The organism is Cryobacterium sp. TMT2-17-1, assembly GCF_004402765.1.
GTDB lineage: Bacteria > Actinomycetota > Actinomycetes > Actinomycetales > Microbacteriaceae > Cryobacterium > Cryobacterium sandaracinum.
On sequence record NZ_SOGC01000009.1, the window covers coordinates 21,546 to 48,089 of the forward strand.

Annotated in this window: 22 protein-coding genes; 4 read left to right on the forward strand and 18 right to left on the reverse strand. The window is 67.8% G+C overall.

All coding sequences use genetic code 11. The annotated features are described in order from the left end of the window. Positions 1-88: 88 nt before the first annotated feature. From leuA to hrcA, 9 genes are all read right to left on the reverse strand, one after another. Positions 89-1,861, reverse strand: a complete 1,773-nt coding sequence (gene leuA, locus E3O47_RS01505) for a 2-isopropylmalate synthase (protein WP_134401608.1) — start codon at positions 1,859-1,861, stop codon at positions 89-91. A 291-nt stretch (positions 1,862-2,152) separates the two neighbouring features. After that, the gene (era, locus tag E3O47_RS01510; RefSeq protein ID WP_104099992.1) at positions 2,153-3,055 is read right to left on the reverse strand and encodes a GTPase Era; all 903 of its coding nucleotides are present in this window, start codon (positions 3,053-3,055) and stop codon (positions 2,153-2,155) included. Next, entirely contained in the window at positions 3,048-4,364 is a 1,317-nt protein-coding gene (locus E3O47_RS01515; RefSeq protein ID WP_134343373.1) for a hemolysin family protein, read from the reverse strand. The genes era and E3O47_RS01515 overlap by 8 nt, the downstream gene beginning before the upstream one ends. Continuing rightward, complete coding sequence (gene ybeY, locus E3O47_RS01520) at positions 4,361-4,828, reverse strand: rRNA maturation RNase YbeY (protein WP_104099994.1); 468 nt, start codon at positions 4,826-4,828, stop codon at positions 4,361-4,363. The genes E3O47_RS01515 and ybeY overlap by 4 nt, the downstream gene beginning before the upstream one ends. Next, entirely contained in the window at positions 4,825-5,841 is a 1,017-nt protein-coding gene (locus tag E3O47_RS01525; RefSeq protein WP_134343403.1) for a PhoH family protein, read from the reverse strand. The genes ybeY and E3O47_RS01525 overlap by 4 nt, the downstream gene beginning before the upstream one ends. 49 nt (positions 5,842-5,890) lie before the next feature. Next, positions 5,891-6,268, reverse strand: a complete 378-nt coding sequence (locus E3O47_RS01530) for an HIT domain-containing protein (protein WP_134419371.1) — start codon at positions 6,266-6,268, stop codon at positions 5,891-5,893. A gap of 22 nt (positions 6,269-6,290) precedes the next feature. After that, the gene (locus tag E3O47_RS01535) at positions 6,291-7,031 is read right to left on the reverse strand and encodes a 16S rRNA (uracil(1498)-N(3))-methyltransferase (RefSeq protein WP_134419372.1); all 741 of its coding nucleotides are present in this window, start codon (positions 7,029-7,031) and stop codon (positions 6,291-6,293) included. Positions 7,032-7,037: 6 nt separating this feature from the next. Beyond that, positions 7,038-8,156, reverse strand: a complete 1,119-nt coding sequence (gene dnaJ, locus E3O47_RS01540; RefSeq protein WP_104099997.1) for a molecular chaperone DnaJ — start codon at positions 8,154-8,156, stop codon at positions 7,038-7,040. 66 nt (positions 8,157-8,222) lie between these two features. Continuing rightward, on the reverse strand, positions 8,223-9,260 hold the full coding sequence (hrcA, locus tag E3O47_RS01545; protein ID WP_134419373.1) for a heat-inducible transcriptional repressor HrcA: 1,038 nt from the start codon (positions 9,258-9,260) through the stop codon (positions 8,223-8,225). Positions 9,261-9,427: 167 nt separating this feature from the next. Here hrcA and E3O47_RS01550 point away from each other — a divergent pair, with 167 nt between their 5' ends. After that, on the forward strand, positions 9,428-9,874 hold the full coding sequence (locus tag E3O47_RS01550) for a DUF4870 domain-containing protein (protein ID WP_104169704.1): 447 nt from the start codon (positions 9,428-9,430) through the stop codon (positions 9,872-9,874). A gap of 36 nt (positions 9,875-9,910) precedes the next feature. Beyond that, entirely contained in the window at positions 9,911-10,288 is a 378-nt protein-coding gene (locus tag E3O47_RS01555) for a DUF4870 domain-containing protein (RefSeq protein ID WP_241977423.1), read from the forward strand. Between the two features lie 2 nt (positions 10,289-10,290). Here E3O47_RS01555 and hemW read toward each other — a convergent pair whose 3' ends face one another. From hemW to lepA, 3 genes are read right to left on the reverse strand one after another with little or no spacing between them, the layout of a single operon-like run. Continuing rightward, positions 10,291-11,517, reverse strand: coding sequence for a radical SAM family heme chaperone HemW (hemW, locus tag E3O47_RS01560; RefSeq protein WP_104169679.1), 1,227 nt, complete (start codon positions 11,515-11,517; stop codon positions 10,291-10,293). Positions 11,518-11,521: 4 nt separating this feature from the next. Beyond that, positions 11,522-12,169: a DUF1990 domain-containing protein gene (locus E3O47_RS01565; RefSeq protein ID WP_104100000.1), complete on the reverse strand. Its 648-nt coding sequence runs from the start codon at positions 12,167-12,169 to the stop codon at positions 11,522-11,524. 4 nt (positions 12,170-12,173) lie between these two features. After that, complete coding sequence (gene lepA, locus E3O47_RS01570) at positions 12,174-14,021, reverse strand: translation elongation factor 4 (protein ID WP_104100001.1); 1,848 nt, start codon at positions 14,019-14,021, stop codon at positions 12,174-12,176. A gap of 423 nt (positions 14,022-14,444) precedes the next feature. On the opposite strand from lepA, the gene E3O47_RS01575 reads away from it, so the two are divergent. Next, the gene (locus E3O47_RS01575) at positions 14,445-15,191 is read left to right on the forward strand and encodes an alpha/beta fold hydrolase (protein ID WP_104100002.1); all 747 of its coding nucleotides are present in this window, start codon (positions 14,445-14,447) and stop codon (positions 15,189-15,191) included. Between the two features lie 118 nt (positions 15,192-15,309). Next, positions 15,310-15,573 carry a 30S ribosomal protein S20 gene (gene rpsT / locus E3O47_RS01580; protein ID WP_104100003.1) on the forward strand — a complete coding sequence of 88 codons (264 nt, stop codon included), beginning with the start codon at positions 15,310-15,312 and terminating at the stop codon, positions 15,571-15,573. A gap of 356 nt (positions 15,574-15,929) precedes the next feature. Here the strand turns inward: rpsT and holA are convergent, their stop codons facing one another. The 6 genes from holA to E3O47_RS01610 all read right to left on the reverse strand — a co-directional run bounded on the left by holA (position 15,930) and on the right by E3O47_RS01610 (position 26,529). Then, positions 15,930-16,973 (reverse strand): DNA polymerase III subunit delta, encoded by a 1,044-nt coding sequence (holA, locus tag E3O47_RS01585; protein ID WP_233191251.1) that lies wholly within the window; start codon positions 16,971-16,973, stop codon positions 15,930-15,932. Positions 16,974-17,014: 41 nt separating this feature from the next. Continuing rightward, the gene (locus E3O47_RS01590; protein WP_134419374.1) at positions 17,015-19,486 is read right to left on the reverse strand and encodes a ComEC/Rec2 family competence protein; all 2,472 of its coding nucleotides are present in this window, start codon (positions 19,484-19,486) and stop codon (positions 17,015-17,017) included. Positions 19,487-19,753: 267 nt separating this feature from the next. Beyond that, a complete protein-coding gene (locus E3O47_RS01595) occupies positions 19,754-20,473 on the reverse strand; it encodes a helix-hairpin-helix domain-containing protein (protein ID WP_134419376.1) in 720 nt (239 codons plus the stop codon). Between the two features lie 100 nt (positions 20,474-20,573). Further along, entirely contained in the window at positions 20,574-23,156 is a 2,583-nt protein-coding gene (leuS, locus tag E3O47_RS01600) for a leucine--tRNA ligase (protein ID WP_134419377.1), read from the reverse strand. Positions 23,157-23,234: 78 nt separating this feature from the next. Continuing rightward, a complete protein-coding gene (locus E3O47_RS01605; protein WP_134419378.1) occupies positions 23,235-24,731 on the reverse strand; it encodes an anthranilate synthase component I family protein in 1,497 nt (498 codons plus the stop codon). Between the two features lie 286 nt (positions 24,732-25,017). Then, a complete protein-coding gene (locus E3O47_RS01610) occupies positions 25,018-26,529 on the reverse strand; it encodes a M20/M25/M40 family metallo-hydrolase (protein WP_134343364.1) in 1,512 nt (503 codons plus the stop codon). Between the last annotated feature and the right edge of the window lie 15 nt (positions 26,530-26,544).

The window sequence follows — 26,544 nt, forward strand, 5'->3', positions numbered from 1 at the left end:
CACTCGGCCGGGCTGACGATTTTCTGCTCACGCGCCGACTGAGTTCACGTGCCGGCTGAGTTCACGTGCCGGCTGAGGCTACCCGGGGTCAGGCGGTCGCGTCCGCCAGAGACCGCTTGCCGGCCTCGGCGCGGATGCCGCGGTTGACCGCCGACACCACCGACTTGAGCGAGGCGGTCGAGATGTCCGCGTCGATGCCGACGCCCCAGAACCGCGTGCCGTTGACGTCGAGTTCGACGTAGGCCGCGGCGAGGGCGTCGCCGCCTGCCGACATGGCGTGCTCGACGAAGTCGTAGAGGGTGATGGCGATGCCGCGTTCGGCCATCACGCCGAGGAACGCCGCGATCGGGCCGTTGCCCGCGCCGACCGCGCTGGACACGGTCGTGTCGTCGCGCAGGTCAACGGACAGTTCGACCGAACCGGAGAGGTCGCTCGAGGTGCGCGTGGCGTGCAGCTCGAACCGACCCCACTTGGCGTCGGGCGTGGTGTGGCTGGCTGGCAGGTACTCGTCGTTGAAGATCTCCCAGATCTGCTCACTGGTGACCTCGCCGCCCTCCTGGTCGGTCTTGGACTGCACGACGCCGGAGAATTCGATCTGCAGCTTGCGCGGCAGGTCCAGGGCGTGGTCGGTCTTGAGCAGGTAGGCCACGCCGCCCTTGCCGGACTGGGAGTTGACCCGGATCACGGCTTCGTAGCTGCGTCCGAGGTCCTTCGGGTCGATCGGCAGGTACGGGACCGCCCAGAGCAGGTCGTCGACGCCGCAGTCCTGCGTGGCGGCATCCACTGCCATGGCCTCGAAGCCCTTCTTGATGGCGTCCTGGTGCGAGCCGCTGAACGCGGTGAAGACCAGGTCGCCGGCCCAGGGGCTGCGCTCGGGCACAGGCAGCTGGTTGCAGTACTCCGCGGTGCGCTTGACCTCGTCGATGTTGCTGAAGTCGATCTGCGGGTCGATGCCCTGGGTGAACAGGTTGACGCCCAACGCCACCAGGTCGACGTTGCCCGTGCGCTCCCCGTTGCCGAACAGGCAGCCTTCGATGCGGTCGGCCCCGGCCAGGTAGCCCAATTCCGCGGCCGCGATGGCTGTGCCGCGGTCGTTGTGCGGGTGCAGGGAGATGAGCACGTTCTCGCGGTGGGCGAGGTGGCGGGACATCCACTCGATGGAGTCGGCGTAGACGTTGGGTGTGGCCATCTCGACGGTCGCGGGCAGGTTGATGATGACCTTGCGCTCCGGCGTGGGCTCGAGGACCTCCAGCACCTGGTTGCAGACGTCGACGGCGAATCCCAGCTCGGTACCGGTGTAGCTCTCCGGGGAGTACTCGTAGTAGACCGTGGTGCCGGGGACGGATGCCTCGGCGGCGCGGCAGAGACGCGCGCCGGCCAGCGCGATGTCGATGATGCCCTGCTTGTCTTCGCGGAACACGACCTTGCGCTGCAGCACGCTGGTGGAGTTGTAGAGGTGGACGATGGCCTGCCTGGCGCCCGCGATCGACTCGTAGGTGCGCCGGATCAGGTGCTCGCGCGCCTGGGTGAGCACCTGGATGGTCACGTCGTCCGGAATGGCATTTCCGTCGATCAGGCTGCGCACGAAGTCGAAGTCGGTCTGGCTGGCCGACGGGAAGCCGACCTCGATCTCCTTGTAGCCCATCCGCACGAGCATGTCGAACATGATGCGCTTGCGCTCGGGGCTCATCGGATCGATCAGCGCCTGGTTGCCATCCCGCAGGTCGACGGCGCACCAGCGCGGGGCCGCGGTGATGTGCTTGTCCGGCCAGGTGCGGTCGGGCAGCTCGATCGTGAACTGCTCCTGATACGGGCGGTACTTGTGAATCGGCATCTGGGACGCGGTCTGATTGTTTTTCATGATCTGGGATCTCCTCGCGAATGGTGGGTAGCCAACGACGAACTCCGCGACGAGGGAGGCCTCAGATTAGGACTCGTCGCGGCAGCGAAGAAGCAGCTCACCGAAAAACATAAGTGCAGGCTACCACCCTCGGCAGCACCCTCGGCAGCGGATCGGGTCACGCCACCCGATCACATCCGGCGTTGAACGAATTCGACGGATAATTTCGGGAAATGGCCGGTTTCCGGCTGTCCGAGGCCGATACAGGCAAAAACTCCGTCGAATTCGTTCGGGGTGCTGGCGGAGTGCCGGCTAGAAACCGAGGCGGCCCAGCTGCTTCGGGTCGCGCTGCCACTCCTTGGCGACCTTGACCCGGAGCGAGAGGAAGACCCGCTTTCCCACCAGCGGTTCGATCTGTTTGCGGGCGCGCACACCAACATCCTTCAACCGGCTGCCGGATTTGCCGATGATGATGCCCTTCTGGCTGTCGCGCTCGACGAACAGGTTCGCGTAGATCTCGACCAGTTCCTGGTCGTCGCGTTCGATGATGTCGTCAATGGTCACGGCGATCGAGTGCGGCAGCTCGTCGGTGACGCCCTCGAGCGCCGCCTCCCGGATGTACTCCGAGATGCGCGACTCGAGGCTCTCGTCGGTGACCGCGTCGGCCGGGTAGAGCGGGGCATCCGACAAGGGCAGCAGGCGCAGCAGCTCTGCGCTGAGGATATCGAGCTGGATGCGGCTGGTCGCCGAGATCGGCACGATCGCCTCCCAGTCACGCAGCTGTGACACGGCGAGGAGCTGGTTGGCGACACTGGTTTTGGAGGACATGTCGATCTTGGTCACGATGGCCACCTTGCGGGCCCGCGGAAAGTTGTCCAGCTGCTCGTTGATGAACCGGTCGCCCGGGCCGATCGGCTCGTTGGCCGGAATGCAGAGGCCCACCACGTCCACGCCGGACAGCGTCGACTGCACGAGGCTGTTCAGTCGTTCGCCCAGCAGGGTGCGCGGCTTGTGGATACCCGGGGTGTCGACCAGAATCAGCTGACCGTTCTTCTGGTGCACGATGCCGCGGATGGCGCGCCGGGTGGTCTGCGGCTTCGACGACGTGATCGCGACCTTCTCCCCGACCAGCGCGTTCGTCAGCGTGGATTTGCCCACGTTGGGGCGTCCCACGAACGACACGAACCCCGCTCGGAATCCTTCTACTTCAGTCATGACCATTCACTCTCTCATCGTCCGACACTCCGAGGAATGCGTTCTGCGCGTCTATCAGCGCTTGGTCTCGTTCAACCAGCACGGTGCTGATCCGTTTGCGGCGGCCTTCGGTGCGTTCGGCGGTGAGCACCAACCCGCTCGCCCTGGCGACCGAGCCCGCCACCGGCAAGCGCCCGAGGGCCTTGGCCAGCAGGCCACCCACCGAATCAACCTCGTCGTCGTCCAGTTCCAGGTCGAACAGTTCACCGAGCTCGTCGACCGGAAGCCGCGCGCTCACCCGGAAGCGACCGTCGCCGAGTACCTCGACCTCCACAACGTCGCGGTCGTACTCGTCGGAGATGTCTCCCACGAGTTCCTCGATCAGGTCTTCAAGGGTAACCAGTCCGGCGATGCCACCATACTCGTCGACAACCATCGCGAGGTGGTTTGACTCGAGCTGCATCTGGCGGAGCAGCGCGTCGGCTTTCTTCGACTCGGGCACGAAGACGGCCGGTCGCTCGAGCTCCCGCACCGTGAGGCTCTCCGCGTTCGGCGGCCGCTCGTAGACGAGCCGGGCCACATCGCGCAGGTACAGGATGCCCGTGACGTCATCCACTTCGCCGTCGATGACCGGCACCCGGGAGAAGCCCTTACTCAGGAACAGGCCCATCGCCGCGCCGATCGATGAGTCCGCTTCGATGGTGACCATGTCGGTGCGCGGAATCATCACCTCGCGCACGACGGTCTCGTTGAACTCGAAGATCGAGTGGATCAGTTCCCGGTCGTCCTCCTCGAGGACGTCGAGCTCGGTGGCCTCGTCGACCATGCTGAGCAGCTGGACCTCCGACGTGAACGTGGCCAGCCGGGTGCGCCCGGGGGTGACCCGGTTGCCGAGAGCGACAAGCGCGTTGGCGATGGGGCCGAGGAGCACCCGGAGGAAGTGCACCAGCGGGGCGGTCGCGGAGAGCAACTCCACGGGGTGGGCCCGGCCCACGCTGCGCGGGCTGGCGCCGACGAGCACGAAGGAGACCGCGGTCATCAGCAGGGAGGACAGTAGCAGTGCCAGCCACAGCTCCTCGATCGTGGTCGCGAAGACGAGGGTCACCAGCACGGCCGCCGTGGTCTCGGCGATGATCCGTACAAAACTGATCGTGTTCAGGTGCGCCCCGGTGTCGGCGGCGATCGCCGTCAGGGAGCGCTTGGCACGGGACTTCTCGGCCAGGTCAAGAATGTCGGCCCGGGATTGGCTCGTGACGGCGGAGTCCACCGCGGCCATCAGGCCGCCGAAAGCGACCAACAGGATGGCCGCCGTGAGAAACCACCCGATCATCGGTCGCGGAGGCGTTCCTGCAGGGCGAAGCCGATCAGGATGTCTCGCTGGATGCCGAACATTTCCTTCTCCTCGGCGGGTTCCACATGGTCGAATCCGAGCAGGTGCAGCACGCCGTGCGTGGTGAGCAGCAGGAGTTCCTCGAGGGCGCTGTGCCCGGCTGTCTCGGCCTGGCCCTGGGCCACCTGCGGGCAGAGCACGATATCGCCGAGCAGCCCCGGCGGGGTCTCGGCGTCTTCGGTGCCCGGGCGCAATTCGTCCATCGGGAAGCTGAGCACGTCGGTGGGGCCCGGCTCATCCATCCATTGCACGTGCAGCTGCTCCATCGCACCCTCGTCGACGAGGACGATCGCCAGTTCGGCGTCAGAGTGCACGTGCATGGAGTCCAGAGCGTAGGCGGCCAGACGCAGGATGGCGGCCTCATCGACCGGGATAGTCGATTCGTTGTTGATTTCGATGCTCAAGAGGATCTCCGTTTCGGAAGGCGGTCGCGGGGAGAGTTGGGGCGGCCGGGTCCGCGACCTGCGAATTCCCGCGCCTGATCGCTTTCGTAGCGCTCGGCCTGCTTCTGCGCGTCGTATGCGGTCCAGGCGTCGACGATCCGGCCGACCAGGGAGTGCCGCACGACGTCGGCACTGCTCAGACGCACGAAACGGATGTCGTCGACCCCGTCGAGCACCCGGCTCACCAAGCGCAGCCCGCTCGAGCCCGCCGGAAGGTCAATCTGAGTGATGTCCCCGGTCACGACCATTTTCGAGCCGAACCCCAACCGGGTGAGGAACATCTTCATCTGTTCGGCAGTGGTGTTCTGCGCCTCATCGAGCACGACAAAGGAGGAGTTGAGCGTGCGGCCGCGCATATAGGCGAGCGGGGCCACCTCGATGGTTCCGGCTGCGAGCAGTTTGGGCACGAGTTCCGGGTCCATCATCTCGTTCAGGGCGTCGTACAGGGGGCGCAGGTACGGGTCGATCTTCTCGGTGAGGCTGCCCGGCAGGAAGCCGAGTCGTTCCCCGGCCTCGACGGCCGGGCGGGTGAGGATGATCCGTTCGACCTCCTTGCGCTGCAGCGCCTGCACGGCCTTGGCCATTGCCAGGTAGGTCTTGCCGGTTCCGGCCGGCCCGATCCCGAACACGATGGTGTCGGTGTCGATGGCGTCCACGTATTCCTTCTGCCCGATGGTCTTGGGGCGGATGCTCTTGCCGCGGGAGCTGAGGATAGCCGGGCCCAGACGTTCGGAAGGGCTCGTGGAACTGTCCGTGTCGAGCATCCGTGAGGAGGTGCTCACCTCGGACTCGGCGAGGTCACGCCCGCCGCGCACCATGAGCAGGAGCTCCTCGATCAGGCGACGCGCCGCCTCGACGTGCTCGGTCTCACCGATCAGGGTGACCTCGTTGCCGCGCACGTGCACGCTGACGCCGGGGTGTTCCTTCTCGACGGCGGCGAGCAGACGGTCGTCGGCGCCGAGCAGGCGCACCATGGCAATGCCGTCGACCGTGATGTGCACCTCGGCCTGGCCCGGCCCGGGCTCACCGGAAACCAAGCGTTCCCTCCCCGAGGGTTCCGCCGGCGGCCTGCGGGGCGAGCAGGTGAGCGTGGACGTGGAAAACGGTCTGCCCGACGCTGGCGCCGGTATTGAACACGAGCCGGAACTGGCCGTTGGACAGCCGGGCCGCCACAGCATCCGCCACCTCGATGAGTTCGGTCAGCAGCCCGGGGTCTCCGGCCGCGAGCTCGACCACGTTGCTGTACTCGGATGTTTTCGGCGTGATGACGACATGCACGGGCGCCTGCGGGGCGATGTCGATGAAGGCGATGATCCGTTCGGTTTCGGCGACGATGGTCGCCGGGACCTCGCGCGCGGCGATGCGAGTGAAGATGGACGGTTCTTGGCCGGTGGAAGACATATCTCTATCTTAAGCTCACGCGCTACCAGCGGCCGAGCGTCACGTTCAGGATGGAGAGGGCGGCCGGGCCGGCGGTGGAGGTGCGCAGCACATTGTCGCCCAGGCGCACCCGGGTGGCGCCTGCCTGCTCGAGCAGGGTCAGCTCGGCCGGGGAGATGCCGCCCTCGGGTCCGACGACGAGCAGGATATCCCGGTCGTCGGTCGGCGCCGCCTGCGAGGTCAGCCGTTCGCTCGCGGTGGGCTCCAGCAGTAGCATCCGGGTGGTGCCGGCCAGCTCGGCGAGCATTTTGGTGCTCGCCAGTGCCCCGACCGTGGGCAGCCACGCGCGAATCGACTGTTTCGAGGCCTCGCGCACGATGCTGGACCAGCGATCCCGGCCCTTCGTGATTTTGGCTCCCTCCCAGCGCGTCACGGAGCGGGATGCGGCCCACGGGATCACCCCGTCGATGCCGAGCTCCGTGGCCGCCTGCACAGCCAGTTCGTCCCGGTCTCCCTTGGCGAGAGCCTGGACCAGACGGATGCGCGGCGTCAGCAGCGCGGTCACGGTCACCGTCTCGACGCGCAGGGTCAGCAGCCTCGCATCTGCGTCAACGACGGTGGCGGCGAGCATGAGCCCGGCCCCGTTCCCGATCTGCAGGCGCTCGCCCGGGCGCACCCGGCTGACGGTGACCGCGTGCCGGGCCTCGGCGCCGCCGATGCCGACGACCGCCCCCGGCACGCAATCGGCGGCGTGGAGCGCCTCATCGATGAAGAAGTGTGCCATCGACGCCTAGCCGCGAAACCGATCGCGCAGCTTGGCGAAAAGTCCCTGCTGAAAGGCGCTGAGGGCAGGAACCGGCGCCTTGTGGCGGGCCGCAAAGGCCTCGATCAGCTCCCGCTCCTTGTGGTCGAGACGGGTCGGCGTGACCACGTGCACGCCGACCTTCAGGTCGCCGCGTCCGTTCCCGCGCAGACGGGTTACGCCGCGGTCCTTGACCGTGATGATCTCGGCGCTCTGCGTGCCCGGCCTGAGCTCGACCTCGATGTCGCCGTCGAGCGCCTTGACGGTCGCGGATCTGCCGAGGATGGCATCCGTCATCGGCACCTCGAGGGTGCAGAGCAGGTCGTCGCCGTCACGGCTGAACACGTCGTGGTGGCGCACCTTCATCTCAAGGTAGAGGTCGCCGTTGGGACCGCCGGCCGGACCAGCCTCGCCGCTGCCAGGCATCTGCAGGCGCAGGCCCGTGTCGACCCCCGCCGGGATGTCGACGGGGACCGTGCGACGCGCTCGCACGCGGCCCTGGCCCTGGCAGGTGACGCAGGGAGTGGCGATGATCGTGCCGTAGCCGCGGCAGGAACCGCAGGGGCTGCTCGTCATGACATTGCCGAGCAGCGACCGCACGGCGCGCTGGATGGTGCCGGTGCCGTGGCAGATGTCGCAGGTGACGGGCGCGGTGCCCGGCTGGCAGCACGTGCCGCTGCAGGTCGCGCACATGATGGCCGTGTCGACCTCAAGCTCCCGGTGCGTGCCGAAGATGATCTCATCGAGGTCGAGGTCGACCCGGATCAGGGCATCCTGGCCGCGCTCTCGGCGCGACCGAGGCCCGCGGCTGGATCCCCCGCCGCCGAAGAAGGTCTCGAAAATGTCGCCGAAGTTGCCGAAGTTGCCGTCGAAACCGGCGCCTCCGCCGCCGCCCGAGCGGCCGTTGCCGCCACGGTCGTAGTTGTCGCGTTGCTTGACGTCGCTGAGCACGTCGTAGGCGTGCGTGACGGATTTGAAGCGCTCGGATGCATCCGCGCCCGGGTTCACGTCGGGGTGCAGCTGCCGGGCCAGCCTGCGGTAGGCCTTCTTGATCTCGTCGGTCGAGGCGTCGCGGGCAACGCCGAGTACTTCGTAATGGTCAGCCAAAGCTGGCTCTCCTAGGTCTGTTCTGAAATGTGGTGTTCCGCCGGCTTCTGGGCCGAGGGGAACTGGTCAATTCTCGCCGAGAAGGCGTGAAAGGTAGCGGGCGACCGCACGGACGGCCGCCATGTTGTTCGAGTAGTCCATCCGAGTGGGGCCGAGTACGCCGAGGCGCGCCAGGTTGCCGCCCTGCGAGGAGTAGCCGCTGGTGAGCACGGATGTCTCGGCCAGACCGAACGGGGCATTCTCCCGGCCGATACTGACGGACACGCCGTGCTGGTCAGAGGCCATCTCGCCGAACAGCCGCAGAAGCACGACCTGTTCCTCGATGGCCTCGAGCACCGGGAAAATGCTGCCGGTGAAGTCTTCCTCAGTGCGCACGAGGTTGGCGGCGCCGGCCATCACGAGCCGGTCCTGCCTGTTCGCGCCGACCTGGTCCCGCAGGGTGCCGGTGATCAGATCCACCGCCTCCTGCTGCTCGATCGGGCCGAGGCCGGAGCCGGCGGTGAGAGAGCTGCCGGTAAGGGTGCTGGCGGCCTCGCCCATGCCCAGCCCGACCAGGGCAGAATTCAACCGGGTGCGCAGTTCGATCAGAACGGGTTCAGCCAGGGGCCGGGGCAGGTCGACGACGCGTTGCTCGACCCGTCCGGCATCCGTGATCAGAACCGACAGGAGGCGAGTCTCGGACAGGGGCACCAGTTCGATGTGGCGCACCTTCGCGCGGGACAGCGACGGATACTGCACCAGGGCGACCTGATGGGTGAGCTGCGAGAGCAGCCGCACGCTGCGGGCCAGCACCTCGTCAAGGTCGGCCGACTGACCGAGGAACGTCTCGATGGCTTGGCGCTGCGCCGCCGAGAGCGGGCGCAGATCGGCGAGATGGTCGACGAACAGGCGGTAGCCCTTATCGGTGGGGATGCGGCCCGACGAGGTGTGCGGAGCCGCGATCAACTCTTCCTCTTCGAGCAGGGCCATGTCGTTGCGGATCGTGGCCGCCGAGACCCCGAAGGAATGCCGGTCGACGATAGATTTGGAACCGACGGGTTCGCGGGAGGCTACATAGTCCTGAACGATCACACGCAGGACTTCGAGACTGCGATCGGACACCATAGCGCTCGCCTCCTCCCAGCGTCGCGAGTGCAGCATCGATTGGCACTCGCGGTATGTGACTGCCAATCATACCGCGACCGGCTGGGCTTACCCATTGCTCCCCAATGTTGGGGCGCAGTAACTTAGGCATGTAGCACCTCTTCCCCGGTGCACTGAAAGGCATGATCATGAGTAATTTCACTGGTCCCGGACCCGATGATCCGTACCAGGGCCAACGGCCGCCGCAACCGCCCTACCAGCCTGCCGCCCCGGGACCGTCGGCACCCCTGACGGAGGCGGATGACCGCCAATGGGCGTCCCTCGCACATCTGGGCGGGATCCTCATGTTCGTGCCGTCCCTGGTGCTGTGGCTGCTCTTCAAGGACCGCGGACCTCTGACCAGCGTCGAGGCGAAGGAAGCGCTCAACTTTCAGATCACGCTTCTGATCGGCTACTTCGCGATCAACTTTTTTGCAACGGTCATCGGCTTCCTCACATTCGGCATCGGCGGCGTCATCGGCGGTCTCGCCTGGGTGCTGTACATCCTCGGTGTTGTCTTCTCGGTGCTCGGCTACCTCCAGGCGAAGGACGGCAACCACTACCGGTACCCGTTCGCCCTGCGCCTGATCAAGTAGCCCGGCGCACTCGGTTTTTCTTCAGAAGGAGCACCAATGACCAATTCCACCCCACCACCGCCGCCCAACCCGAACCAGGCTCCCACCCCGATGAACCCGGCCGACGAGAAACTGTGGGCCACCCTCGTGCACGTCGGCGGCATTCTGTTCTATTTCGTGCCGGCCCTGATCGGCTACATCGTGCTCAAGGACCGCGGCCCGTTCATCCGGGCACACACCGCGACCGCACTGAACTTCCAGCTCACGCTCCTGATCGCCTACGCGGTCGGCGGCGTCCTGACGATCATCCTCGTCGGCTACCTCGTTCTCCTCGCTGCCTCCGTTCTGATGGTCGTGTTCGGCATCATGGCCGCCTTGGCCGCAAACCGGGGCGAGTACTACACGTATCCGCTGTCGATCAAGTTCGTGAACTGAGTTCAGTCGGCAAGCAGGCGGCGCACGACGGCATCCGCCAGGAGGCGTCCTCTGAGGGTCAGTTCGATCGAACCGAAGAGGGCTGCTTTCGCGTCGATGAGTTCGTCGGCGATGAGTCCCGCCACCTCGTGGCGCCTGAGCGGGCTGAGCGAGTCGATGGGGATACCCTCGCGGATTCGGGTGAGCAAGAGCACCCGCTCCACCTCCTGAGTGGCCGCATCGAGGGTCTCCCGCCCGGCGGCCGGTGAGTCGCCGGCGCGAATCCGATCGCCGTAGGCCGACGGATGCTTGACGTTCCACCAGCGCACCCCACCGATGTGGCTGTGGGCTCCGGGCCCCACACCCCACCAGTCCTGGCTGCGCCAGTAGGCGAGGTTGTGGCGCGAGCGGTGCGCGTCATCCGTCGCCCAGTTGCTGACCTCATACCAGCCGTAGCCTGCCGAGGACAGTAGGTCGTCGGCCAGCTCATAGAACTCGGCCTGAACGTCGTCATCGACAGGGGCCAGTTCGCCGCGCTTGATCTGGCGGGCCAGCTTGGTGCCCTCCTCGACGATAAGCGAGTAGGCGCTGACGTGGGTGGGAGCCTGCCGGATGGCGTGCTCGAGGCTGGTGCGCCAATCGACGAGGGTCTCCCCCGGTGTGCCGTAGATCAGGTCGAGGGACACGTCGAGGCCGGCCTCGCGCGCCCACTGCACCACAAGCGGCACCCGCTCGGGGTCGTGGGTGCGCTCGAGGGTGGCCAGCACGCTCGGTACCGCGGACTGCATGCCGAAGGATACCCGGGTGAAGCCGGACTCGGCGAGGCGGCCGAGGTAGGCGGCGTCGACGGAGTCGGGGTTCGCCTCGGTGGTCACCTCGGCGCCGGGTGCGATCCCCCAGGTGGAGCGCACGGCCTCCAGCATCCGCACCAGGTCGTCGGCCGGGAGCAGGGTGGGGGTGCCGCCGCCGAAGAAGACGGTCGCCGCCTGGCGGGCCGGCACGCCCGACTGAGTCAGGATCCGGCCGGCCGACTGGACCTCGGTGATCGCCTGGCCGGCATAGTCATGCTGGCTCGCGCCCCGCAACTCGGTGGCGGTATAGGTGTTGAAGTCGCAGTAGCCGCAGCGGACCCGGCAGAACGGCACGTGCAGGTAGACGCCGAAATCGCGCTGGGCTGCTCCCACGGCGGCCGAGGCCGGCAGCAGTCCGTCGCTGGGTGCGGGGTCGCCGAGGGGAAGGGCACTGCCCATGCGGTTAGACCGCGCCGATCGGATGCAGCGCGCGTAGGTACCGAGCGGTGATTTTGGCCTGTTGCCGCCGCACGAACGGCCAGCCCAGCCGGTAGAACCAGTTGCCGGGGCGGGAGAAGGCGCGGATGGTCAGCCAGACCGAGTCGTCCTCGCGTCTGTCGACGATGAACGATTCCTCGCCGCTGGCCGGGTGCCCGGCCATGGTGCCGTATGCGAAGCCGAGGCGGTCGGGTTCATCGATCACGTAGACCACGCGCACGGGGGCGTCGATGGTGAAGGGGCCTAACTTGCTCGTGAGGTGCGCGGACATGCCGTTGACGATGTAGGGCGTGCCGTCCTCGGCGAAGACGGCCTCGTCCGGCTCGGGCTTCTGGTCGCGGGCGGCCTGGCCGTCGGCGTCGAAGACGAGTCCCGTGTACTGCTGGCCGGTGCCGTCCAGCAGGTCGGTGACGGTCATTCCGCTCCCCCGCTGCACGCCCCAGGTCATCAGCGACTTCGAGGCCAGCTGGAAGCGCTCCTCACCGCTGCCAAGGCGCACGGTGCGCTCGAGGGGCCGGTAGCCCTTGGGTGGGAACCGGAGCAGGTCCGGGGCGAGGGTGCCGCCGATGGACGCGTAGGTGACGGCGGTATCGGTGAAGGTGGCGCGGCGCATCCGTCTACTTCTTCTTCGGGGGCTCGTCACCGGACAGGGCGGCGATGAACGCCTCCTGGGGAACCTCGACCCGGCCGACCATCTTCATGCGCTTCTTGCCCTCCTTCTGCTTCTCCAGCAGCTTGCGCTTGCGGGAGATGTCGCCGCCGTAGCACTTGGCGAGAACATCCTTGCGGATGGCACTGATGGACTCGCGGGCGATGATGCGGGCGCCGATCGCGGCCTGGATGGGCACGTCGAACTGCTGGCGCGGGATGAGCTTGCGCAGCCTTCCCGTCATCAGCACGCCGTAGTCGTAGGCCTTGTCGCGGTGCACAATCGCGCTGAACGCGTCGACCTGTTCGCCCTGCAGCAGGATGTCGACCTTGACCAGGTCGGCCTCCTGAGAGCCGATGGGTTCGTAGTCGAGCGAGCCGTAGCCGGCGGTGCGGCTCTTGAGATTGTCGAAGAAGTCGAACACGATCTCACCGAGCGGCATCGTGTAGCGGATCTCGACCCGGTCCTCGCCGAGGTAGTCCATGCCGAGCAGGGTGCCGCGGCGGCTCTGGCAGAGTTCCATGATCACGCCGACGTAGTCCTTGGGTGCGAGGATGGCCGCCTTCACGATCGGCTCCTCGACCTTGGCGATCTTCCCGTTCGGGAACTCGCTCGGGTTGGTGACCGTGACAGACTTCTTGTCGTCGGTGGTGACCTCGTAGATCACACTGGGCGCCGTGGTGATCAGGTCGAGGCCGAACTCCCGGTCGAGCCGCTCGGTGATGATTTCCAGGTGCAGCAGCCCGAGGAAACCACAGCGGAAACCGAAACCGAGGGCGACGGATGTCTCGGGCTCGTACACGAGGGACGCGTCGGAGAGTTTGAGCTTGTCGAGGGCCTCCCGGAGGGCCGGGTAGTCGCTGCCGTCGATCGGGTAGAGGCCCGAGAAGACCATGGGCTTCGGCTCGGTGTAGCCCGGAAGGGCGACGGTGGCGGGGCGGAGCGCGGTGGTCACCGTGTCGCCGACCTTCGACTGGCGCACATCCTTCACGCCCGTGATCAGGTAGCCGACCTCGCCGACGCCGAGGCCCTTGCTGGTGGTGGGCTCGGGCGAGGTGACGCCGATCTCGAGAATCTCGTGCGTGGCACGGGTCGACATCATCTGGATCTTCTCGCGCGGGCCCAGCTTGCCGTCGATCATGCGCACATAGGTGACGACGCCACGGTAGCTGTCGTAGACCGAGTCGAAGATCATCGCGCGGGCCGGGGCGGCCGGGTCGCCGACCGGGGCCGGGATGAGGCGGGTGGCACGGTCGAGGAGTTCGGCGACGCCGACACCGGTCTTGCCGGAAACCCGGAGAACGTCGTCGGGACTGCCACCGATCAGGCTGGCGAGCTCCTTCGCGTACTTGTCGGGGTCGGCAGCCGGCAGGTCGATCTTGTTCAGCACCGGGATGATGGTGAGGTCGTTCTCCAGCGCCAGGTAGAGGTTGGCAAGGGTCTGCGCCTCGATCCCCTGGGCGGCGTCGACGAGGAGGATTGCTCCCTCGCACGCGGCCAGGCTGCGAGACACCTCGTAGGTGAAGTCCACGTGGCCGGGGGTGTCGATCATGTTCAGGGCGTAGGTCTGCCCGTCAAGTTCCCACGGCATACGGACGGCCTGGCTTTTGATGGTGATGCCGCGCTCGCGCTCGATGTCCATCCGGTCAAGGTATTGGGCGCGCATCGAACGGTCATCGACGACGCCGGTGATCTGCAGCATCCGGTCGGCCAACGTGGACTTGCCGTGGTCGATGTGGGCGATGATGCAGAAATTGCGGATGAACTCGGGCGGGGTGGCGGCCGGTTCAAGCGCCGTGAGGGGTCTCGGTGACATGGTCTGACAATTCTCCCATAGGTGGCTGGGTCCCGGTTTCGCCGTTGCCGCGCATCGTTCCAGGCTTGCGCGCGGGAACGGCCGCGCCCGGCGGCTCGCAGCGAACCACTGCCGTGAACCACTGCCGTGAACCACTGCCGTGGCTCTTCGGCGGGTAGTGTGGCCAATTCAGGAGATCCGACCGGGCGAGGCCGGACATCCGCACCGGTTCCGCACTGGTCCGCGGTGGCCCGGCCACCCGTGCGACGGATGTCCTGAGTTGGCCACAGACGCAGCGCCCGGCCGAGCACTCACCCACGGAAGAGCCAGAAGTGATTGACGCGAACCGGGTGCTGTCACTGCTGATCTGGTGCGGCTACTCCCTGATGTCTATCATCGGTATCGCCGTCACCCTCTAGTGCGGCTGCTCACCAGGAGGAATGAATGACACCCGCTGTCCCGGTTCTTTTCGTGCACGGGATCCGCACGTCGGGCACCATGTGGCGACGACAGCTGTCCATGCTGGGCGAGGCCGGGCATCCGGCACTCGCGATCGATCTGCCGGGGCACGGCGCCCGCATGGACGAAACGTTCACCGTGGCGGGCGCCCTGGCCGCCATCGACGAGGGCGTCGCTGCTCTGGGCGGCCGGGTGCTGCTGGTCGGCCTCTCCCTCGGCGGCTACTACGCCATCGAGTACGCCGCGCGCCACCCGCAGAAGGTGGCCGGGCTGGTCGCCGCGGGAAGCTGCGCGCTCCCGGCCGGCTGGCTGCTGGACGCCTACCGGGGCCTGGCCCGGCTGATCCGCCGACTGCCCGACCAGGGACTGTGGCTCCACACCACACTCGTGCGGGTGCTCCTCCCATCGGCAGGGGCCGCCGACACGCTCGCCGGCGGTGTGCCGCTGACGGTGATGGATGCCGGGCTCGGCGCCACCGGCAGCCTCCGCCCGCTGGACAGCCTGGCTCGCTATCCCGGCCCGGTGTGGCTGGTCAACGGTTCTCTGGATCAGTTCCGGCTGCATGAGCGCCGCTTCCTCGCCGCCTGCCGGGACGGGCGCCTCGTGATCGTCCCCCGGGCGTCGCACCTCGTCAGCCTGGCCCAACCGGAACGCTTCGCCGCGGTGCTGAGCGGCATCCTCACGGAGGTTGCGATCGACTGGCCCGGGCCGATTGTCGACCTGAACGAATAGCTGGTATCGTTGCCTGTTGGCTTGCGTGTTGGGTCCCACCCCACACGATTATTGCCGTACGGCGCCCTCTACCGCCAAGCGGCCCATCCGAAAAAGAATCTAACGAAAGCGTATAAACGTGGCAAACATCAAGTCGCAGATCAAGCGTATCGGCACCAACAAAAAGGCCCAGGAGCGCAACAAGTCGGTCAAGAGCGAGTTCAAGCGCGCTGTCCGCGCGACGCGCCTGGCGATCGCCTCGGGCGACAAGGACAAGGCTGTTGCCAGCCTCGCCGTTGCTTCGAAAAAGCTCGACAAGGCCGTCAGCAAGGGCGTCATCCACCAGAACCAGGCCGCGAACAAGAAGTCCGCGATCGCCAAGTCGGTCAACGCCCTCGTCTAGTCTGCGCCTGACCGGGATCAGGATCGTTCACCGGCCCTGACCGGCGTACACAACAGCCCCTGCCATCTCGGTGGGGGCTTTCGTGTGTCCGGGCAGAGGCTCGAACCGTCGGGGACCGGTCACCTGAAATTCATCACGGCCGGGCCCGGTCAGGCGCAGCAGCATCGCCCTGACGGCGGTCCTGGCAGCCGTCGTCTCTCTGCCGCTCGCCGCGCTGATCGTGTCGTGCGCGCCGAGTCCGCCCGGGCCCACACCTCTCAGTTCGGACATCAGTCGGCGCGCACCACGGTGAGCGACCCCTCCCTGGCGCGGAGCTCACCGTCGAGGGTAAGGAGGCGCGCGAAAGCCGGGTCTGGTCAGCTCTCACCGCGGCGGGCGATCACACCGATGAGCCGCTCGAGAGCGAAGACGGGGTCGCGCTCGGCACCCTTCACCGCGGCATCCGTTTCGGCCAGCGCCACGACGCAGCGGGCGAGACCCTCGTCGGACCAGCTGCGCAGGTCACGTTGGGCCCGCTCGACCTGCCAGGGGGCGAGGCCGAACTGGGAGGCAAGCTGGGCCGAGCCGCCGCGCACCCCGCAGAGCTTCGCCATGGTGCGGATCTTCATGGCGAACGCGGCCACCACCGGGACCGGGTCGGCGCCGGAGGACAGGGCGTGGCGCAGGATGACGAGCGCCTCCCCCTGATGCCCGGCGATGGCGGCATCGGCTACCTTGAACGCGTTGGCCTCGACCCTACCGCCGTAGTAGCGGTCCACGGTCGTCTCGGTCACTTCGGTGCCGACATCGGCGATGAGCTGCTGGCAGGCCGCGGAGAGTTCGGCCAGATCGCCGGAGAACGCGGCGACCAGGGACCGCAGCGCGCTGGGAGTGACCCGCTTGCCGGCCGTCTTGAATTCCGCGGAGGCGAAGTCGTGCCGGTCGGAGTCTTTCTTCAGCTCGGTGCAGACGACCTCGATGGCGCCGCCGACGCCCGAACGGATGGTGTCGAGCAGCTTCTTGCCGCGCACGCCGCCGCCGTGCCGGAGCACGACGTAGGTGTCCTCGGCCGGGTTCTGCAGGTAGTCCAGGGCCTCCGCGAGGAACGTGTCGCTGCACTTCTCGACGGAGCTGACGCGGATCAGCCGCGGTTCGCCGAAGAGGGACGGGCTGGCCATGGTGAGCAGTTCGCCGGGCGCATAGCTGTCGGCCTGCACGTCGCTGATCTCCAGGCTGGGGTCTTCGAGTTTGAGGAAGTCCCGCAGCTGGCGGATCGCGCGTTCGGCCAGGAACACTTCGGTTCCGGAGACCAGGATGATCGGCGCCGGCCGCACCTGGTGCCAGGCCAGCTGCGGGATGGCGGCCGACTTCGGCACAGCGCGGGGCGCGGTCCGGCCGGATGAAGCTGTGCGTGCGGCCACTCGGGGTTCCTTCGATTGAGGCTGTGCGGAATCCATTAAGACTATCCGGGGTCGGTGTCCGGCACGGTCTCGCTCCGCACGGTCTCGCTCCAGACCGTCAGCGCACCACCACCTGGCCCCGGAGCGATCACCAGCAGTCCCTGCTGGTCGGTGCGGAGGGGCAGTGTGCCCGCGGCCGCAAGAATGTCCAGGACCGTGTCGGTGGGATGGCCGTAGCCGTTCTCCCTGCCTACCGAAATCAGCCCCACCGTTGCCCGAAGATCGGCATAGAGCTCCGGGCTTTGGTCTGCCGACCCGTGGTGGGCGACCTTGACGACATCCACCTCGCCCGGGCTGGAGCTGCGCCTGAGCGCGTCCTGGGATTCCTCGCCGAGATCCCCGAGGAACAGGGAACGGATGCCGCGACCGTCGAATCCGATCGTCACGCTCCCCTCGTTTCCGGTCTGCATCACCGCTGAGCCCCGCACCGGCCAGAGGATCTCCCAGCGCAGCTCCCCGAGGGTGCCCGTGTCGCCGCGGGCAGCGCCCCGCAGTTCGGCACCGCCCGCGGCGAGGGCATCGTGCAGTCGCTCATCGTCGGCGTTCTCCGGGATGCCGACCAGCGCCGTGTCGACGCGGCCGATCACGGCGGCGACCCCGCCGATGTGGTCCAGGTCGTAGTGGGTCAGCACGAGGATGTCGATTCGGTCGATCCCCAGCGTGTCGAGGCAGTCGGCGAGCAGGGCCGGGTCGGGCCCCACGTCGACGAGCGCGTACCGGTCGCGGTCGCGCACGACGACCGCATCACCCTGCCCGATGTCGCAGGCCGCGATCTGCCAGTCCGCGGGGAAGGCCACGGCCCGGCCGACGCCTGCCCCGATCAGGCTGCCCGCGTAGCTTCCGGCGGCGAGAACCAGCACCGCGATCGCCGCGATCGGCCAGCGCGCCCGAACCTGCCCCCGGCCCCGCATCACCAGCGCCACCGCGGCCACCGTCAGTAGAACGGTCACGAGAACACCGAGCGGGCCGCCCAGCCAGGGTAGGCGGCTGCCGGGCAGCTCTGCGGATGTTCGGGCGATCGCCGCGATCCAGGCGGCCGGCAGCCAGGCCAGGTAGAGCACTCCCCCGGCGACACCGGGCAGCCAGGGCAAGAGCAGGCACGCGATCAGACCGATGACGGTGGCGGCCGGGGCTGCCGGACCGGCCAGCAGATTCGCGGGCACCCCGTAGAGCGGGAGGGTGGGAGTGAGCAGAACGAGCACCGGCTGACAGGCCAGCTGCGCGGCCAGCGGGATGGCGATCACGGCGGCGAGCCAGGTGGGCAGCCACCGATGCAGCATTCGGGTCAGCGGCCCGGCCAGCACGAGTAGGCCGGCCGTGGCCAGAACCGACAAAGCGAACCCGTAACTGCGGGCCAGCCATGGGTCGGCCGCCAGCAGTAGGATCACGACGAGTGCGAGCAACGGCACACCTCGGCCCGGCCGACCGGAGGCAATCCCGAGCAGCAGGATCGTCGCCATCAGAGCGGCACGCAGCACACTGGGTTCGGGCGTCACGAGCACCACGAACCCGAGAAGGGTGAGGAGCGAGATCGCGATCCGGATGCCGCGGCGCAGTCCCAGAAACCCGGTCAGCAGCATGACGCCCGCGATCACCACGGCGCAGTTCGCTCCAGACACTGCCGTGAGGTGGCTCAGCGAACTCGTCTTCATGGCCGCGTCGAGGTCTGACTCGACCGAGCTCGTGTCACCAATGGCCAAGCCGGGCAGCAGGTCACCGCCGTCGCCGGGCAGATCGCCCGCGGCGGTCGTGAACAGGGTGCGCAGTTCCCCGGCCCAGCCGAGCCACCAGGGTGGTGTCACGAGGAGCTCGGGCGGACCACGCCCAAACACCAGGGCGGATGCCGCATCCCCGGCCGCCGTGAGCCGAAGGGTGGCGTCCAGCCGCACGACACTGCCGATCTGAAGCGCGGTCGTCTGTCCGCTCGCAGTCTCCGCGAACACGACCACCGGAACCGACAGACCCCGCCCAGCACCCTTCCGGGCGACCTCGCCCTGCTCGATCCCGGTCAGGGTGCCGCGGAAGCGCACCCGGGCGGACGCTCCGGAGTCAGAGCCAGCCGGGCCGAAGAGTGCGGGAGCACCGAACGACTGGGTCTGCACCGGGATTGACGCCACCGTGAGGAGCACGGTCACTGACTCCTGCCGGGCGGCGCTCTCCCGCACGGTTTCCGGCAGCCGCCCGGGCGCAGCGACCGTGACCGCGGATGCCATCAGCGCGGCCGCAGCGCAACAGACCAGGCCGACACCCCAGGCCGACACCCCCCGGGCGCGGACCAGTCGACGCGCCACAACCAGACCCACGCCCAGGGCGGCGGCCCATAACGCGGCCTGAGCGCCGGGTGCCCACCCGGGGAAGGCGATGAGCAACCAGGCCGCCAGCCAGGCGGTCGCCGCGGGGAAAACCAGGCGCAGGTCGAGCCCGGTCATGCCGTGATCCGGGCGGCGAGCTACGATGTCGCGCGTAAAATCCATATCGGGAGGCTAGGTGCGCCCGCGGCTCCCCCCGGTGGCCACCGGAATCTGTGCCCGGTTGACGCGGGACCGGGGGTGTGGAGGCGTGCCCGGTGACCTCGCCGCCGGTCCGCGGCGACGGAGCGGCTCGTCAAAAACGACACGCTTCAGCCCGCGAGCAGGCCGCCGACAGCGCCCATTGCCGCCAGTCGGTCAGTTTTCAAGCACCGGATACGCTCGCCGCACCGATGCGTCAGGACTTCAGGCACCCTCCGTTCACGGCCACTCTCACACGGTGATCAAGGCTTTGAGCCCCTCGAACGTCTTCTCACCGATACCGGTGACATTGCGCAGGTCCTCGACGGCCGCGAACGGCCCGTTGGCGTCGCGGAAATCCAGAATGCGCTGGGCCATGGCCGGGCCGATGCGCGGCAGGGTGTCGAGGTCGGCCAGGCTGGCCGTGTTGAGGTTGACCAGGACCGCCGGGCCGCCGCCACCTGGGTCGGATGCGCCGCCGAGGGATGCACCGCTGCCCGGCGGCGGTCCCGCGGGGACTTCACCGAGCTGGGGCAGGTAGAGCTGCTCGCCGTCGCTGACCTTGCGAGCGAGATTGGTGCCGGCCGGATCGGCGGTCTCGGTCAGCCCGCCGGCGGCGGCCACGGCATCCATCACCCGGGCGCCGGTGGAGAGTTCGAAGAGACCGGGACGCCGCACGGCGCCGAGCACATGAACGAAGATGAGGGCACCGGATGCCGAGGCTGCCCCCGAGGAACTCGGGGCCAGGCCGCTGTCGGCTCCACCGGAACCCGAACCCGCGGTCGGGTGCGCCGGGGACACCACCTGGTGCCCGGCCTGCTGACCGAGCGCGGACACGATTACCGCGGTGGCCAACGCCAATATCAACAGCACGACGGCTGCGCCCACCCCGATGCGCACGCGCGCAGGGGCGCGCCCCTGCGCGCTCGGGGCCAGGCGGTCGAGTGCCGCGATTACCGGGTCAGGCTCCATCCCCGCAGGCTAAGCCGACGGGTGCCGGTCCCCCAGCGGACGGCCGTACCCTGTGGGCGGCGCCGCGAGATGTCGCCCTGGGGAGGCGAGGCAGGCGGTGCTACTGGCCGCGGGTGACGATGCTGACGAGTTTCGGCGCGCGCACGATCACGTTCATGATCTCGCGGTCACCGATCCGGCGGATGACCTCGGCCGAGGTACGTGCGAGGCGTTCCAGCTCGTCGCCGGAGATCTTCGGGGACACCTCGATGCGGTCGCGCACCTTGCCGTCGACCTGCACGACGGCCGTGACCGACTCCTCCACGAGCAGGGTTCGGTCGGCCTTGCGCCACTGCACGAGAGCGACACACGGCTCATGGCCGAGGAGCTGCCACATATCCTCGGCCGCGTACGGAGCAAACAGGTTGAGCACCATGGCGGTGACCTCCGCGGCCTCGCGCACCGCGGCATCCGCGGGGCCGACGCCGGTGTCGATCACCTTGCGAGTGGCGTTGACGAGTTCCATCAGTCGGGCGACGACCACGTTGAACTTGAACGATTCGACCAGGCCGGGCGCATCGGCCAGGAAGCGGTGGGTGACCCGGCGGAGACCGGCGTCGCCGGACCTCCAATCGATGTCGGGCGTACTCGTGACGTCGCGGGCGACGCGCCAGGCGCGGGCCAGAAACTTGGCGGAGCCGACCGGCGAGACATCCGCCCAGTCGATATCGTCTTCCGGCGGTCCGGCGAAAGCCATGGTGAGCCGTACCGCGTCGACGCCGAACTGGTCGACCTCCTCGGTGAAGTAGACCAGGTTGCCCTTGCTCTTGGACATCTTGGCCCCGTCAAGGATGACCATGCCCTGGTTCAGCAGAGCCGTGAACGGCTCGGTGAAGCTGACATAGCCGAGGTCGAAAAGCACCTTGGTCATGAAGCGCGCGTAGAGCAGGTGCAGGATGGCGTGCTCGACGCCACCGACATACTGGTCGACGGGCGCCCACTTCTCGGCTTCCTTCGGGTCGAACGCCTTCGTGTCGTCGGTGGGGTTCAGGAAGCGCAGGAAATACCAGGAGCTGTCGACGAAGGTGTCCATGGTGTCCGCGTCGCGGCGTGCGGGGGTGCCGTCGATCGGGTTGGGCACGTTGACCCAGTCGGCCGCGCCGCCCAGCGGCGACGTGCCCTTGGGCTTGAGGTCGAGGCCGTCGGTGGGCGGCAGCAACACGGGAAGCTGGTCTTCCGGCACGGGGATCTCGGCGCCGTCCTGGCCGTGGATGATCGGAATCGGCGTGCCCCAGTAGCGTTGACGGGAGATGAGCCAGTCACGCAGACGGTAGTTCTTGGCGGCGCGGCCGGTACCGTCGGCGGCCAACTGCTCGATCATGCGCTTGATCGCGGTGTTCTTGCTAAGGCCGTTGAGCGCGCCCGAGTTGATCAGGCGGCCTTCCCCGGTCAGTGCGATGCCAGTGCGAGCCGGGTCGAGGGAGGTGAGCTCCTCGGTGCCGTCGATCATGTCCTGCGTGATCACGGGGATCATGCCGGTGACCGCGGCGGTCGTGTCGACGACCACGACCACGGGCAGGTCGAAACGGCGGGCGAAGTCGAGGTCGCGCTGGTCGTGGGCCGGCACCGCCATCACGGCACCGTGGCCGTAGTCGGCGAGCACGTAGTCCGCGACCCAGATCGGCAGGCGTTCGCCGTTGGCCGGGTTGACCGCGTAGCGCTCGAGAAACACGCCGGTCTTCTCCCGGTCGGTGGCCTGACGCTCGATCTCGGTGCTGTTCTGAACCTGTACCAGGTATTCCTGGAACCGTTCCTTGACGGTGGGCGAGGCATCCGCGACCAGCTCGACGGCGAGGTCCGCGTCGGGGGCGACGACCATGAAGGTCGCTCCGTAGAGGGTGTCGGGGCGGGTCGTGAAGACGCTGATGCGCTCCTCGCGGCCTTCGATCACGAAGTCCACGTCGGCGCCGATGGAGCGGCCGATCCAGTTGCGCTGCATGTTGAGCACCTTCGCCGGCCAGGTGCCCTCGAGCTGATTCAGGTCGTCGAGCAGGCGGTCCGCATAGTCGGTGATCTTGAAGTACCACTGGGTGAGCTTCTTCTTGACCACCACGGCGCCGCTGCGCTCCGAGGTGCCGTCGGCGAGCACCTGCTCGTTGGCGAGGACGGTCTGGTCTACCGGGTCCCAGTTCACCCAGCTGTCCTTGCGGTAGGCGAGGCCCTTCTTGTACAGCTGCAGGAACAGCCACTGGTTCCACTTGTAGTATTCGGGGTCGCTGGTGTGCAGCTCGCGGGACCAGTCGAAGGATGCCGCGTAGAGCTTCATGCTCTTCTTCTGCTGCGCAATGTTGTCGTAGGTCCAGCCGCGCGGGTCGATGCCGCGCTTGATCGCGGCGTTCTCCGCGGGCAGCCCGAAGGAGTCCCAGCCGATGGGGTGTAGCACGTTGAAGCCCTGCTGACGCCAGTACCGGGCGACGATGTCGCCGAGCGCGTAGACCTCGGCGTGGCCCATGTGCAGGTCGCCGGAGGGATACGGGAACATGTCGAGCACGTACTTGCGCGGACGAACGTCGTCGGGATCGTTCGTGCGGAAGGGGTCGAGCTCTTCCCAGATCGGCTGCCACTTCGCCTGGATGGCGGCGAAATCGTAAACTTTTTCTTCGCTGTCCTGGCCGGTGCGGGTGTGGTCGTACTCGTGTGCCACGTGACTCTCTTCGTTGCAGTGGGGATTGCGCCAGCAGGCACAGGGCCGCGCGGAGGCGGCGTCCAAGCTCTTAGGTTACTAAACCTGGCCCCGGCCCGTGGCGGCTCCGGATCGAGGAACGCCGAGGACGGCCAGGAGCGCCGCCGCTTTCAGCCGGGTTTCCTCGATCTCCTCCAGCGGATCGGACAGCGCTGTGATGCCGCCGCCCGTGCCGATGGAGGCCCCGTCCGGACTGAGCACGATGCTGCGGATGACCATGGCCAGGTCGACCGCGCCGTTTCGCCCCAGATAGCCGAAGGCCCCGGCGTAGAGCCCGCGCGGTCCGCACTCGAGGGCGTCGAGGATGGTCATCGCACTGATCTTGGGTGCCCCGGTCATGGACCCGGCGGGGAAGCAGGACGCAACGGCATCCACCCCGGTCAGCCCCGCGGCCAGGCGCGCCTCGACCGTGCTGACCAGCTGGTGCACGTGCGCGTAACTCTCCACGGCGAGCAAGTTCGTGACCTGCACGCTGCCGAGCTCGGCGATCCGGCCGAGGTCGTTGCGCATCAGGTCGACGATCATCAGGTTCTCGGCGCGCTCTTTGTCGCTGCCCTCGAGCTCGTCGCGGAGCTCGCGGTCCCGGTCGGCCATCCGGGAGCGCGCCCGAGTGCCCTTGATCGGTTTCGTGGTGATCAGGCCGCCCGGGGTCACGGTCAGGAACTGTTCCGGGGAGGCGCTGAGCAGGGCGGTGTCCCCGAAACGCAGCAGCCCGCCGTGGTGGCTGGGGCTGCCGGCGCGCAACGCCAGGTAGGCGTCGACCGGATGCGGCCGCACGTCGACCAGGATCTCGTTGGTGAGGCAGAGCTGATAGGCGTCACCGGCCCGGATGAACGCCTGGCATTCCTCGATCAGCTCGGCGTAGTGGTGCACGTCGTGCCGCCACCGGGCTGCGCCGGCAGCGGCAACGGGGCCGGCAGCGGGGCCGACAGGCCACGTGACCGGCCGGGTCGCGGATGCTGCGGGCGGCGGCTCCGACGTGGCGAGAGCCTTGAGCACGGCATCGGCCCACACCTGCGGGGCATCCGTCGCGTCGCCGGAAGCGCGGCGAGCGAGCGCCCTGACCGTGCGTGCCGCGTGATCGAACACCAGCACTTGGTGCACCTCGAGCAGGGCGGCATCCGGGTAGTGGGAGTCGTGCACGGGCGTGCCGAGGGTCTGGGCGCCGAGTTCGTAACCGAGCCAGCCCACCCAGCCCAGCCGAAAGCCGCCGGTATCGTCGGTGCCGGTATCCTCGGTGGCATCGTCGGGGAAGCCGGCCGGCTCCGCTCGCAGGAACTCGAAGATCGTCCCGGGTGAGAGGTGGCCCGGCACGGACGGATCGCCGGCGACCGAGACCGTCACGGTCCCCTCCGGCACCGAGGCGGTGACGAACCGGGACCCGGGCGACGCAGACCCAAGATAGCTGAGGCCGGTTTCGGCGCCGTTGCCGGCATCCAACCAGAACGCGTACGGGCTGTTGCGGTAGAGGGTGTCGAAGACGCGGGCCGGATCCCACCACTCGGGCAGGAGGATGCTCTGAGTCGGCCCGGTCACACTCCCAGCCTAGGTGCCCTGATTCTCCCCGGAGTGCAGCGATCTGCCGCCCCGGCCGCACGCTTGCCGAACTCGGTGCCGTGTCTCGAACGAATTCGACGGAGATTCTCCGGAAAAACGGCTTTTCCCGTGTGTCTGCGCCCGATCCGGGCAAAATCTCCGTCGAATTCGTTCGGACCCACTCATCTGGGTGCCGGGACCGCACCCACGACCCCACCGGGGACGCAGTGGGGACGCCGCCCGCGGGCGGCGTCCCCACCTTTCTCCGTCAGGTGCTGCAGCGTGGCTACTTCACAGCGAGGCTGCCCTTGAACTGGAGCCCCGTCGAGCCGGAGCCGCCGCCCCTAGTCGTGCCGTTGACCGCGGAGGTGGTCTCGCCGAACGTCATCGTCGTGTGGGCGATGGCATCGGCCATCTGCTCCAGCACTTCCGCATTGATGTTCGTGATGTCGTCGCATGCGGCGTGGTAGCAGGCGTCGTACGGTGCGCCGGCGACGCCACCGTAGGTGACCGCCTCAGCCTCCGTCATCAGGTCTTCCGCACCGGTGAAGAGCCCGCCGGCGGGAATGCCGTTCTCGATGAACCCGAAGTAGTCGGACCGACCGTCGAACTCGGTGGGTTCTACGGCCAGCCCCTGCGAGGCGAAGTAGTCCAGGAAGACCTTCTCGACCAGCGCCGACCCGTTCGGGCCGGTGGTGCCGAAGGACGAGCCGTCACCGTCGTAGACGAAGCGCACAAAGTTCGGCGACGCGACCATGTCGAAGTTCAGGTTGACGGCATGCGCCTTGATCTGGCGTTTCGTCAGCTGTGACACGTAGTACTCGGAGCCGACCAGTCCATCCTCCTCACTGCCCCAAAACGCGAACCGCACCCGGTTGGTGGGTGCGTTGCCGGAGGCGGCGAGCTGGATGGCGGTTTCCAGGATGGCGGCGCTGCCGCTGCCGTTGTCGTTGATTCCCGCGCCCTCGGCGACGGAGTCGAGGTGCGCTCCGGCCACGACCGTACGGTCCGCGCGACCGGCCGAATCGGCCAGGATGTTGAAGGATTCAGTGACGGTGACCTCAGCATCCACGGCCAGCCGCACGGTCGGGGCAGGCTGCCCGGCCAGAGCCGCGCCGAGCGCGAAGGTCGTTCCGATGACCGGAACGGCGGTCTGCGGGGCGTCCAGAGTGCCGTTGACGATACCGAGGCGGTCGTCGGCGTTGCCTTGGTTGAAGATGATCACGCCGGCGGCGCCGGCCGCGATCGCATTGTCGGCCTTGACCCGGAAGGTGCAGGTGCCGCGTTGGATCAGGGCGACGTTCCCGGCCGTGAAGCCCGCGAAGTCCGCGGCTTCACAGCCGCTGGTCGAGGCCCGGTCGCCGACCAGGTTGATGTCGACCGCCTGTACCGCCGCCGAGACCGTGCCGGAGCCGGAGTAGCTCATCGTGGCAAAGTCGGTGCCGGCAGCGTAGGTGGTGGGGGTGGGCGTGAACTGCGCGAACGACTCCGCGTTCAGCACGAACTGCTCATAGGAGTAGGCCTGACGGATCGGCGTGTAGCCCGCGGCCTTGAGCCGCTCTTCGACGTAGACGGCGGATGCCTCGTACCCCGGCGTGCCGGACGCACGCGTGCCGCCGTTGGCGTCCGCGATCTCCTGGAACTTCTCCAGGTGGTCGATGATTCCGGCTGCCGTAACGGCTTCGCGCAGCGCGCCGGTGTCCGTTCCGTTATCGGCGTAGGCGGGCAGCCCGACGCTGACCGACAGGGCCACGGCCGTGCCGATGGCGGCGAGACGAATATTCCGATTCTGTTTCATGAGGGTCCCTCAGAC